Raw genomic sequence first — 11,575 nt, 5'->3', positions numbered from 1 at the left:
TGCACCGTGGACGCAAGCGTTTGCGCAAACGCTTGCCGGAAAGGATTGGCATGCCCCAGCCGAGATCATCGCGGCCGACCCAGCGGGACATCGCCGAGCTCGCCGGCGTCTCGATCACGACCGTCTCGCACGTCGTCAACGGGACGCGGGCGGTCGCCGAGGACACCAAGGCGGCCGTCCTCCGGGCGATCGAGACGACCGGCTACACCGGCGACGCGATCGCCCGATCGCTGGTCACCGGCGGGACGCGGTCGATCGGGATGGCCATCTCGCTGGTGGCCAACCCGTACTTCGCGACGCTGATGCAGGCAATCGAGCGGGAGGCGTCGGCGCACGGGTACACCGTGCTGCTGGCCGACACGCACGACACCGCGGGCACGGAGCGTGACACCGTGCGGGCGCTGCGCTCGCGGCGCGTCGACGGCCTGCTCATCACCCCGGCCCCGGGTGACGGCCCGGTGATCGGCGAGCTGGTGTCGCTGGACGTGCCGACGGTGCTGATCGACCGGCTGACCACCCGCGCCGACGTCGACCAGGTGGGCACGGAGAACATCCAGGCGACGTCGGCGCTGACCGCGCACCTGGCGAAGCTCGGGCACCGGCGGATCGGGATGATCAGCGGCACGCCCGGGCTCTCGACCAGCGAGGAGCGCGTGCTGGGCTACCGGCTGGGCCTCGGCCGGTCCGGGCTGACGTGGTCGTCCGACCTCGTGGCCTGCGGGAACTCGTCGCACGAGGGCGGCGCGCTGGCGTTGAGCACGCTGCTGGCGCTGCCCGAGCCGCCGACGGCGCTGGTCGTCGGGAACGACAGCATGATGGTCGGGGTGCTGCACGAAGCGCGGCGGCGCGGGCTGAAGATCGGGCAGGACCTGCCGGTGGTGGTCTACGACGACGTCGAGTGGGCGGACCTGGTGGACCCGCCGCTGACGACGATGGCGCAGCCGATCGAGGAGATCGGGCGGCAGGCGGTGCGGCTGCTGCTGGCCCGGATCAACGACCCCGCGCGCAAGGCCGAGACGGTCCGGCTGGCACCCACCCTGCGTCACCGTGAGTCGTGCGGCTGCCCGCCGGTTCACTCACATCAGTGATTCTGCGGTCCTGACGCCTCGGCGTGGCCGCTCAGCGGATACCTTTCCGCTGAGCGTCTGCGAGGGCCAATGACCGCACTTTCGCCAGAGCTCCGGTTGTGGGACCCCCCGGTCACCTACCGGATCGGCGTCGCGATGGGTACGCACGCGAACCCTTACTCGGGTGAGCTGCTGCGCTCGATCAGGGCGGCCGCGGCGCAGGCGGGGTGCGACGTCACGCTGGCCGACACCGGCGACACGGTGAGTGAAGAAGCGGCGCGGGTGGGCGCGCTGCGGGCGGAGCTCGTGGACGGCATGCTGCTGGTCCCCTCGATCGGCGACGAAGCGGTGATCAACGGCCTGGTCCGGATGGGCGTGCCGACGGTGCTGGTCGACCGCGTCGCCGCCCGCAACGACGTCGACCAGGTGGGCACGGAGAACGTGCACGCGGTGGCGTCGCTGGTCCGCCACCTGACGTCGGGCCGGCACCGCAAGATCGGCTTGATTTCGGGCGACGAGGGCCTGGACATCAGCCGCGAGCGCGTCCGCGGCTACCGGCTGGGGCTGGAGCAGGCGGGGCTGCGGTTCAACCGCGAGCTGGTGGAGTCCGGGTTGTCGACCTCGGGCGGAGCGGCCCGCGCGACGGCCAAGCTCCTGGACGGCTGGCCCTCCCCGACGGCACTGGTGGTGGCGGACGAGTCGATGCTGGTGGGGGTCCAGTACGAGGCCCACCGCCGCGGCATCCACATCGGCTCGGAGCTGGCGGTGGTCGGCTACGGCGACATGGAGTGGGCTCGGCGGGTGAGCCCGGCGATGACAACGTTGGCCCAGCCGGTGGCGGACATCGGGCAGCGGGCGGTCCAGCTGCTGCTGTCCCGCATGGCCGACCCGGACCGGCCGCCGGAATCGGTTTCGCTGACGCCGCGTTTCCTGCACGGCGCCTCCTGCGGCTGCTGACCGGACAGTGGCCACTTCCGGACGCCACGGAGTGACAACTGGTCCAAATGCGTCACTTCGACGCTACCCTCGGCGCACTCGACGGAGGCGAAACGGGGAGTTCCGATGAGCGGGCAGTACATGAGCGGAAGCGTTTACTCGGCTTCCCTCTCGGCGGCACTCAACGATTTCTGGCAGACGCTGGAACGCCGCTGGACCCACGACGCCGGGCTGACGCTGCGGGGCGGGACGAGCCAGATCAACGCCGCGCCCTCGCCCGCCCGATGGCAGGTCCCGGTGGAGTCACGCGGCCACCTGACGACCTGCCCGATCGTCGCGTGGGCCATCAACGACGGCACCCCGGCCACTCGGCCGTCCACCTGCGACGGCTGGAGCGTGCCGGACACGAAGTACGTCGAATGCCGGGCGGGCGACGTCTTTTCCCAGGTCGGCGACTGGGCGTGGGCGAAACGGGAACAGCTGGCGACCGCGATCCCGGACCTGGCGGGCGGGCCGGAGCTCTCGTCCCTCGAAGACGCGCGGAAAAGCCTCCTGACCGCCGACGGGAAGATGCGACCGGACGGATCGGTCGATGCCTACACCCTGCCCGGCGTGGTCGACAAGCTCTCCATCAGGGACGACGGCAACAACAACCGGGCGTGGATGGCCGGGTGGACGGGACTCGCGGCCAACAGCCTCAAAGGCGGCTTTCTTTCGACGGTCAGCCCCACTCTGAAGAACCAGAGCGTTCTCGTGCGGTGGCTGGCCAACTGCTACTCGGTACGGGCAACGACGATCCACGCCACCCGGAACAACGCCCTCCACCTCATCGCCCAGGCCACCAGCGAGCTTTTCGAGGCCGCGCCGCCGTCGACGGACACCCCCAAGGAGAAGCTGGCGGTGGGCAACGTCGGCTCGGCGTGGGACATCACCAAGACTGTCACCGAGGCCTTGGGGGCCGAGGCTCCGGGCAGTATCGGCACGGCGCTGACGCTGATCGATTTCGCGCTGAGCCTCCAGGAGGGCAGCGCGAACGAAGGCCTTCGGTACCCGCAGCTGAGCGACTTCTTCGTCCACCTCGACGAGGCCGTCCGGAAGCTCCACGTTGAGCTGACCGATGCCGAAACGAGCTACCGGAATGCCATCACGGCCATCGAGCACCGGATCGCCGGCGTCGACCACACGGTGCTGGAACTCTACGACTTCACGAAGAGCAGCCCCGACGGCGACAGCAGCGACCCGTCCGCTTCCGGCCGGTACGCCGTGGACGTCGTGGTGGTCATGGAGATCGCCCAGCACTGCTACGACGCCGCCGAGATCTACTCCGGCCTGCTGAGCGACGTTGCGACCGCCTCCTACTCCGACGGGCAGCTGGTGGGCCGCGGCGTCGTGCCCACCGCGGCGGACACCGCGTTGATCGCGTTGCGGAGCGACGTCGAGTCGTTCTTCCAGAAGACGACCGCGCGGTACCTCATGGCAGCCGATCGCATCAAGAAAGCCGCGGAGAAGTACGCGGAGAGCGACGCGGAACAGAAAGCCCGCCTCAAGGCCGCGATCGCCGATTGGCACGAGACCGGAGAGGACCGCAAACGCGACAAGATCGACCTCGACCCGCGCAAGGAAGGCGTCCAGAACTGATCCGCCCGCTCACAGCGTCGCCGCCGCTTCCAGCAGCATCCAGCCGCCGACCTGGACGGACATGTCCCGCTCCGGCGCGTCCTCCGGCAGGGGCAACAGCGGTGCCGGGCGGTCCCAGAACGCGCTGAACAGCGGACCCTCCGGCGCGTCGACCGCTCCGGACCAACAGGCTTCAGCTGAGGTCAGCACAAGCGAACGGGCCACCGCTGCCTCCGGGCCGGGCAACGCACGAGCCGCCAAAGCCAGGTACCGAGCCAGGATCGCCGCGAACAGACCGCCGTCGCCGCCGCTCTGGCCGCGGATCACCCCGCCCGGGGCACAATGCGAAGCGACCGCCCGGACCGTCCTCGCCGCGTCGTCCACTAAGGACAGTTCCAGGCACGCGCCGAGGTAGACCCCTTGGCAATACGTGTAGATGTGCTTCACCAGCTCGCCCGTGCCCACGCGGATCCCGTCCCAGACCAGGCCCGACGAAGGATCGACCAAAGTGGACGTCATCCAGTCCACCATGGCGCGGGCGCGCGTGAGATTCCCCGTACGGGCGTGGAAGATCGCCGCCGGGCCGTTGGCCGGGGCGTTCTTGAAGTCGTCGCCGCGACGCCACCAGATCCCGCCGCCCGCCGCGGACGTCCAGCCCGACAGCAGTTGCGTGTCGATCGCCGCGACGGCCGGGCCGACCTCGATTCCCAACGGCGAAACCCGTTGCAGCGCCAGGCCGAGCCACGCGATGTCGTCGTAGTACTCGTTCGTCCACCGGCCGAAGTTGCGCAGCCGCACCGAACGCGCGAACGACCGGATCAACGCCAGCCGCGCCGAAGTGGGCGCACGCAGTTGAGCGTCGACCAGGGTGTCCAGCAAATGGGCCTGCCACCAGTAGTTCCAATGCCAGTGCAGCCGCTGGTCGAGCGACGCCGGCCAGCGGCTGCGGCCCAGCACCGTGGACGGCAGCCCCCACACCCGCCGCAGGTGCCGGGAAGTCACCGCGCGTTCGGCAGCCGAGACGTCCATGGCGCAATCCTGCCTTGCCCATCGACATACCGCTGGGTATGTTGAAGGACCCCGACGGCCTGCGAGGTACCCATGACCACGGCACACGTCACCTGTCCGCTGTGCGAGGCGACCTGCGGGCTGGAGGTCACGCTCGACGAAAACCAGCAGGTCACGCGCGTGAAGGGCGACGAGAACGACGTCTTCTCGAAGGGCTACATCTGCCCGAAGGGCGCTTCGCTCGGCGCACTGCATCACGATCCCGACCGGCTGACCGCGCCGCTGGTCAAGCGCGACGGCGAGTTCGTCGAGGTCAGCTGGCAGGAGGCCTACGACGAGATCGACCGCCGCCTGCCGCCGATCCTCGAGGAGCACGGCCGGGACGCCGTCGCGGTGTACGCGGGCAACCCCGGCGTGCACAACATCGCGCTCACGCTCTACGGGCGCGTGCTCTACAAAGCCTTGGGCACCAAGAACTTCTACAGCGCGACGTCGGTCGACCAGATGCCGAAGCACTACTCGTCCGGCACGATGTTCGGCGACCCGCTCGCCATCCCCGTGCCCGACCTCGACCGCACGCGGCACCTGCTGATCCTCGGCGCCAACCCGCTCGTCTCGAACGGCAGCCTGATGACCGCGCCGGACATCCGCGGCCGGCTGCGCGGGATCCGCGAGCGCGGCGGCAAGATCGTCGTCGTCGACCCGCGCCGCACGCGCACCGCGCAGTTCGCCGACGAGCACCACGCGATCCGGCCCGGCACCGACGCGCTGCTGCTGTTCGCCCTGGTCAACGTCCTGTTCGCGGAAAACCGGGTCCGGCCCGAACGACTGGAAGCACACCTCAACGGTCTCGACGAAGTCCGCGAGCTGGCCCGGCCCTTCACTCCCGAAGCCGTCGCCGCGCGCACCGGGATCGACGCCGCCGACATCCGCCGGATGGCCCTCGACCTGGCCACCGAGAACTCCGTCGTCTACGGCCGGATCGGCACGACGACGCAGACGTTCGGCACGGTCGCGAGCTGGCTGGTCGACGTCCTCAACGTGCTCACCGGCAACCTCGACGAGCCGGGCGGCGCGATGTTCCCGCTGGCCGCGTGCCAGCCGACCGGGAACCGGCGGCCGTTCGCCGTCGGGCGGTGGCACAGCCGCGTGCGCGGCTACCCCGAGGTCGTCGGCGAGCTGCCGGTCGCGACGCTCGCCGACGAGATCGAAACCCCGGGCAACGGGCAGGTCCGCGCGCTGATCACGGTCAGCGGCAACCCCTGCCTGAGCACGCCGAACGCGGGACGCCTCGCCGAAGCCCTGAAGAAGCTCGACTTCATGATCTCCGTCGACGTCTACCTCAACGAGACGTCGCGCCAGGCCGACGTCATCCTGCCCGGCCCGTCACCGCTCGAACGGCCGCACTTCGACCTGGCGTTCTACCAGCTCTCGGTGCGCAACGTCGCCAACTGGACACCGGCGACGCTGCCGTCGAAGCTGCCGCAGGAGTGGGAGACGATGCTGCGGCTCACCGGCATCGTCACCGGTCAGGGCCCCGAAGCGGACGTCGAGGCGCTCGACGACTTCGTCGCCGCCGACGTCGCGCGCCGCGCCAAGCTCGAGGTCACCCCCGGCCGCACCGGCCCCGCGCGGCTGGTCGACCTGCTGCTGCGCGCCGGCCCCTACGACGTCACGCTGGCCGACCTCGAAGCCGCGCCGCACGGGCTGGACTTCGGGCCGCTGAAGCCGCGGATCCCCGAGGTGCTGTGCACCGCGTCCGGCCGGATCGAGCTGGCGCCGGAGACGATCGTCGCCGACGTCCCGCGGCTGCGCGCCGAGCTCGCCAAGCCTGAAGACGACGGCCTGGTGCTGATCGGCCGGCGTCACCTGAGCTCGAACAACTCGTGGATGCACAACCTCGCGCCGCTGATCCGCGGCGGAAACCGCTGCACGGTCCTGGTCCACCCGGCCGACGCGACGCGCCTCGGCCTCACCGACGGTTCGCTGGCGTCGGTGACCTCCCGCGCCGGCAAGCTCGAGGTCCCGGTGGAGGTGACCGACGAGGTCCGCCAGGGCGTGGTGAGCATCCCGCACGGCTGGGGTCACGACGTCGACGGCTCGCGGACGCGCGTGGCCAGCGCGAACCCCGGGGTCAACTCGAACCTGGTCGCGGACGAAACGCTGCTCGACGTGCCGTCGGGGACGTCGGTGCTGAACGGCATCCCGGTGGAGGTCGCGCCGGTATGACCCGTTGGCTGCGCGCCACCTTGATCGCGGTCCTCACCGCGCCCCTGCTCACGGTTCCCCAGCCCGCCTCCGCCGCCACCAACGCCTTCCGCGGCGTCAACTGGGCCGACGCCCGCGACAACTACGTGGACGGCTGGGTCATCCCGACCGGCCTCACCGCCGGGGACAGCTACGACGTCGTCCGCACCAAGGCGGACGGCATCATCGCCGGCTTCCAGCAGCAGCTCGGCGCGAACACCGTGCGGCTGCCGGTCAACCCGCAGAGCGTCGATTCCGACTGGTGGGCGCGGTACAAAGGCGCCGCCGACTCGGCGCTGGCGCACGGGATGAAGGTCATCTTCGGGTACTGGGAAGCGAACAAGGACGGGCTCGTCGACGACGTCACCGCGTGGAACACCATGTGGGACCGCGTCACCGGCGACTACGGAAGCAACAGCAACGTCTACTTCGAGCCGATGAACGAGCCGTTCGGCTACAGCCTGAACAGCTGGGTCTCGCTCTGCTCGGCCTGGCTGTCCCGCCACTCCGGCATCCCGCGCGGCCGGGTCGTGGTCAGCGGCACCGGCTACAACGACAACGTCACGGGCGTCGGGGCGGCGAGCGCGTTGACCGGCACGCTGCTGTCCCTGCACTTCTACGGTTTCTGGGCCTCGGACACGACCCGCTCGGCGTGGACGGCCAACCTGAGCAACCGGCTCGGCTCGTACTCCGCGCGCACCATCATCGACGAGGCCGGCGCCCCGATGACGACCGGACTGGACTACTCCGCCGGGCACCAGGACGGCAACACCTTCACGGCGTACTTCGCCGCCACCACCGACCTGGCGCGGGCACGGCAGATGGGCGTCGTCTACTGGCCCGGCCTGCGCTCGGGGGACACCTACTCGATCACGCGGCAAAGCGGCAGCGGCCTGGCGGCCAACAACGCGTCCGGGGTGGTGCAGCTGCGCTGGGGCTGGGGGCTGTAGCTACCAGGCCGTCGACAAATCGGCGTGCTGCCGGACCCACGCGTGCATGACGATGCCCGCCGCGACGCCCGCGTTGATCGAGCGCGTCGTCCCGAACTGGGCGATCGACACCACCAGGGACGCCGCTTCCTGCGCGCCTTCCGACAACCCTGGCCCCTCCTGGCCGAACAGCAGCACGCACTCACGCGGGATGTCGGCCGTCTCGACGGGCTGCGCGCCCGGGGTGTTGTCGACCGCGACGAGGGCGAGCGCGTTCTCCGCGGCGAAATCGAGCAGCCCCGAGACGTCGTCGTGGTGGCGGAGGTGCTGGTAGCGGTCCGTCACCATCGCGCCGCGGCGGTTCCAGCGGCGGCGGCCGACGATGTGGACCTCCGCCGCCGCGAAGGCGTTCGCCGTGCGGACCACCGTGCCGATGTTGTGGTCGTGCTGGAAGTTCTCGATCGCGACGTGGAACGGGTGCCGCCGGCGGTCCACATCGGACACGATCGCCTCGCGGCGCCAGTAGCGGTAGGCGTCGACGACGTTGCGGCGGTCGCCGTCGCGCAGGAGGTCCGGGTCGTACCGCTCGTCGGACGGCCAGTCACCCGGCCACGGGCCGACGCCGACCTCTTCGCGGCTCACCCACTCGGTGGGTCCGGCGTCGGGGGAAGTGCTCACCCCCCGATTGTCGCCTAGCCCAGCCGCACCCGGTGCGTCCGGGCGTCCTCGCTGTGGTCGCGGTGGCGCCAGCGGTGGTAGACGCCGACGTAGGAGTAGACGACCACCGCGATCGCGACGACGCCGATCGCCGGCAGCCACGACTGGGGGAACACCGTGCCGTACAGGTAGTAGGCGTTGAACCCGCCGGGCAGGTCACCGAGGCCCTGCTGGTGGCGGAAGAAGTTCTCCAGCGCGGTGAACGGGCACGGCACCGGCGCGACGTTCACCAGGATGCCCCAGGCGACGGCGAGCATGTGCACGAAGATCAGCTTCGGCCAGCGCCAGGCGAGAAAACCGCCGAGACCGATGAGCAGCAGGGCCAGGATGTGCACCGCGACAGTTACTTCCGCCAAGAACTTCGCCACCACACGCCCCCTTCACCGAACCCCCTACCAGCGACGTTACTCCGCTGATCGAGTTCGGCCGCCCCTGAGAATGCCCCGCTGTGTGATGTTCAACCCACCGGAGCAACCCGTTCACTCCGGCGGTGACGAAGGCGTCACACCCGGTGGGAATTCCGGTGGGCGTTTTGCCGGGTACTTCGTCGGCTCCTCATGCGGGTACTGCTCAGGCGGTTTCTTCCACGGCGGCTGGTGCCCGCGCCGCTCCGGCGGCTCGTCGGGCTTCGACGGCTCGTCCATGCTCTCGACGGTACGCCGGGCCAGGTCAGCGCACCCGGTCGCTCGGCGCCGGCTCCTCGTCGCCGGGCAGGTGGACGTCGCTGACGTTGATGTTCACCTCGACGACCTGCAGCCCGGTCATCTGCTCGATCGAGGTGATGACGTTGCGGCGCACCGACCGCGCGAGGTCGGCGATGGCGACGCCGTACTCGACGAGGATCTGCAGGTCGACGGCCGCCTGCTTCTCGCCGACCTCGACCGAGACGCCCTGGCCGGCGCTGGCCGACGCGCCCGGGATGCGGTCGCGCAGGGCACCGAACGCCCGCGCCGCGCCGCCGCCGAGGTCGTGCACGCCGCTGACCTCGCGCGCGGCGAGCCCGGCGATCTTCTGCACCACGGTGTCGGCGATCGTGGTCGTGCCCTGCTTCGTGACGAGGGCGGTGATTTCACTCTTCTCGGCCGTCGCGGTCATGGAGATCCTCCCTGAATGTCCTGAGCCCCAAGGCTTTTCGTAGCTAAGGACCCGCGAGACGGGAGAGGCTCACTGTGACGTGGGTCTCGCGAACGCCGCGCCGTCGAGGTCGGTGACGACCAGCCGCAGCCGCGCGTTCTCCCACTCCGTCCCCACCAGCACGGGACGCACCGCCGCCGCGGCCCGGTCCAGCAACGGCGGGATCGGCAGCCGCGTCGCGATCAGGCGGACCTGGACGACCTCCGGCGACAGGTCGACCGCCTGCCCGGCCCAGTCCACCGGCAGCCACGTCGTCCCGGGGGAAACCGGGGTGGCCAGGCGAAGGCCGTCCACCGCTGCGAGGGCGCCGACGATCTTCTCGACGGCTTCGGTCCCGGTCACCGGTTCTCGATGTCCATGATGGACACCGAAACCTCGTCGACGACCAGGCCGGTCTGCTCGGTCACGAACCGCCCGACCGCGCGCTGCACCGCCCGGCCCACCGCCGCGGCCTGGTCGGCCGACGCCGTGACCAGGTCGATCTCGACGGTCACCCGGCCGTCCGTCGTGCGGACCCGGACGCCATCCGCCGGCGCCGGGTCGAGGCCCTTCCAGCGCTGGCGGGCAGCCCGCGTCCACGCCGTCACCAGGCCACGCAGGCCCGGTTCGAGCCGCACCACACCCGCAGTGTCGATCGCCGCCCGGGCCGCCACGCTGGCGATCACCGGATCGGCGATGACGTAGTCCACGCTCATTCCCCTGGCTCTCCATATACGTCGTCCACCAGCAGGTCGAGCTTCGCCAGCGTCAGCCCCACCCGGGCCGCGGCCGCCGCGGTCACCCGCTCCCGCACCAGCGCCAACGCCGCACCGCCGGCGACGTTCCGCACACTCACCGCGAGGGTGAGTTCGACCTCGACGACGCCGTCCACGCCCGTGCGCACCCGGCAGCGTCGCGCCCGGACGCCGTCGACCGTGTCCGCCGCGTACCGCAGCACCGCGGCCACGGCCTGCTCGCTGATCTCCACGAACCCCGGTTCCGGGGTCGGCAGCGCCACCATCGAGCCGCGCCGCACCTCGGCCCGCACCGCCGACATGATCCGGCCGAACAAGGCCGGTGGCACGTCGTCCTCGGCCACCAGCTCCGTGGTGGCCTCGCGCAGGGCCAGCAGGCTTTCGCGCGCGGCCCGGCAGTGCGGGCAGGTCAGCTCGTGCTCGTCGGCCAGCCCGGCGCCGACCGCGTCCAGCCGTTCCCACACCTGCTCGACATCGCGTTCGCAGGGCAGCTCGTAGTCCGTCATCGCCATGGCTTCATCACCTCCGCCAGCTGAGCCCGGGCGCGCGCGATCCGGCCGCGGACCGCGGTCGCGTTCGCGCCGACGACTTCGCCGATCTCCTCGTAGGACCGGCCGTGCACTTCGCGCAGCAGCCAGCACGCTCTCTGCTCCGGCGTCAGCTGCGCCAGCGCCGCGTTCAACGCCGCGAGCTGGCCGCTGACCTGGGCGGCCCGCTCCGGCTGGAGGTCCGCCCGCGGCGACTCGGCGGTGTCCAGGTCGACGTCGGCCTGGGGCTTGCGCGCACGGATCACGTTGAGGCAGCGGTTCGTGGTGGCCCGGTAGAGCCACCCGACGAACGCCGCGTCCTCGCCGAGCTGGTCGAGCTTGCGCCAGGCGTTGAGGAAGACCTCCTGCACGACGTCCTCGGCGTCGCCGCGGTGCGCGAGCATCTTCACGGCGAGCCGGAACATCGGCCCCTGGTAGCGCAGCACGAGCTGCTCGTACGCCTGGACATCGCCGTCCTTCGCGCGCCCGACGAGGGTCACGTCGTCGAGCGGCGTACCGGGCTCCGCGCTGGTCGTCACGGCACCTCCTCGACGGGAAGACACGAAGGCGCGGGAAACGTCACGGGGTGATTGTCGGTGACGTGGGTCACCGGGGCGAGCCCGTGACGATCACGCGCCTCGGTGGTCCTTGGTGCACGA

The 11,575-nt window shown here is 70.8% G+C and carries 14 protein-coding genes; 5 read left to right on the top strand and 9 right to left on the bottom strand.

The genetic code is table 11. The features are described 5' to 3' along the window. Positions 1–50: 50 nt before the first annotated feature. The 3 genes from QQ657_RS51810 to QQ657_RS51800 all read left to right on the top strand — a co-directional run bounded on the left by QQ657_RS51810 (position 51) and on the right by QQ657_RS51800 (position 3,641). Positions 51–1,088 (top strand): LacI family DNA-binding transcriptional regulator, encoded by a 1,038-nt coding sequence (locus tag QQ657_RS51810; RefSeq protein WP_284749858.1) that lies wholly within the window; start codon positions 51–53, stop codon positions 1,086–1,088. 69 nt (positions 1,089–1,157) lie between these two features. Then, positions 1,158–2,024 carry a LacI family DNA-binding transcriptional regulator gene (locus QQ657_RS51805; protein WP_284749857.1) on the top strand — a complete coding sequence of 289 codons (867 nt, stop codon included), beginning with the start codon at positions 1,158–1,160 and terminating at the stop codon, positions 2,022–2,024. Between the two features lie 105 nt (positions 2,025–2,129). Continuing rightward, a complete protein-coding gene (locus QQ657_RS51800) occupies positions 2,130–3,641 on the top strand; it encodes a hypothetical protein (RefSeq protein ID WP_284749856.1) in 1,512 nt (503 codons plus the stop codon). 9 nt (positions 3,642–3,650) lie between these two features. Here QQ657_RS51800 and QQ657_RS51795 read toward each other — a convergent pair whose 3' ends face one another. Next, complete coding sequence (locus tag QQ657_RS51795; protein ID WP_284749855.1) at positions 3,651–4,649, bottom strand: glycoside hydrolase family 76 protein; 999 nt, start codon at positions 4,647–4,649, stop codon at positions 3,651–3,653. 72 nt (positions 4,650–4,721) lie between these two features. Here QQ657_RS51795 and QQ657_RS51790 point away from each other — a divergent pair, with 72 nt between their 5' ends. Beyond that, a complete protein-coding gene (locus QQ657_RS51790) occupies positions 4,722–6,857 on the top strand; it encodes a molybdopterin-dependent oxidoreductase (protein ID WP_284749854.1) in 2,136 nt (711 codons plus the stop codon). Next, positions 6,854–7,825 (top strand): cellulase family glycosylhydrolase, encoded by a 972-nt coding sequence (locus QQ657_RS51785; protein ID WP_284749853.1) that lies wholly within the window; start codon positions 6,854–6,856, stop codon positions 7,823–7,825. The genes QQ657_RS51790 and QQ657_RS51785 overlap by 4 nt, the downstream gene beginning before the upstream one ends. Here the strand turns inward: QQ657_RS51785 and QQ657_RS51780 are convergent, their stop codons facing one another. From QQ657_RS51780 to QQ657_RS51745, 8 genes are all read right to left on the bottom strand, one after another. Beyond that, a complete protein-coding gene (locus tag QQ657_RS51780; RefSeq protein WP_284749852.1) occupies positions 7,826–8,482 on the bottom strand; it encodes a TrmH family RNA methyltransferase in 657 nt (218 codons plus the stop codon). It lies immediately after the preceding gene. Between the two features lie 14 nt (positions 8,483–8,496). Next, on the bottom strand, positions 8,497–8,889 hold the full coding sequence (locus QQ657_RS51775; RefSeq protein WP_284749851.1) for a DUF2784 domain-containing protein: 393 nt from the start codon (positions 8,887–8,889) through the stop codon (positions 8,497–8,499). Positions 8,890–9,000: 111 nt separating this feature from the next. Continuing rightward, a complete protein-coding gene (locus QQ657_RS51770) occupies positions 9,001–9,165 on the bottom strand; it encodes a hypothetical protein (RefSeq protein WP_284749850.1) in 165 nt (54 codons plus the stop codon). A 25-nt stretch (positions 9,166–9,190) separates the two neighbouring features. Beyond that, a complete protein-coding gene (locus tag QQ657_RS51765; protein ID WP_284749849.1) occupies positions 9,191–9,616 on the bottom strand; it encodes an Asp23/Gls24 family envelope stress response protein in 426 nt (141 codons plus the stop codon). A gap of 69 nt (positions 9,617–9,685) precedes the next feature. Continuing rightward, positions 9,686–9,997 (bottom strand): hypothetical protein, encoded by a 312-nt coding sequence (locus QQ657_RS51760; protein WP_284749848.1) that lies wholly within the window; start codon positions 9,995–9,997, stop codon positions 9,686–9,688. After that, a complete protein-coding gene (locus QQ657_RS51755; RefSeq protein ID WP_284749847.1) occupies positions 9,994–10,350 on the bottom strand; it encodes an Asp23/Gls24 family envelope stress response protein in 357 nt (118 codons plus the stop codon). The genes QQ657_RS51760 and QQ657_RS51755 overlap by 4 nt, the downstream gene beginning before the upstream one ends. Continuing rightward, on the bottom strand, positions 10,347–10,901 hold the full coding sequence (locus QQ657_RS51750; RefSeq protein WP_284749846.1) for an Asp23/Gls24 family envelope stress response protein: 555 nt from the start codon (positions 10,899–10,901) through the stop codon (positions 10,347–10,349). The genes QQ657_RS51755 and QQ657_RS51750 overlap by 4 nt, the downstream gene beginning before the upstream one ends. After that, complete coding sequence (locus QQ657_RS51745) at positions 10,892–11,455, bottom strand: RNA polymerase sigma factor (RefSeq protein WP_284749845.1); 564 nt, start codon at positions 11,453–11,455, stop codon at positions 10,892–10,894. Before QQ657_RS51745 ends, QQ657_RS51750 begins: the two co-directional genes overlap by 10 nt. Between the last annotated feature and the right edge of the window lie 120 nt (positions 11,456–11,575).

Source organism: Amycolatopsis ponsaeliensis, assembly GCF_030182635.1.
Taxonomy (GTDB): domain Bacteria; phylum Actinomycetota; class Actinomycetes; order Mycobacteriales; family Pseudonocardiaceae; genus Amycolatopsis; species Amycolatopsis ponsaeliensis.
This window is presented reverse-complemented; position numbering and strand designations above follow the sequence as displayed.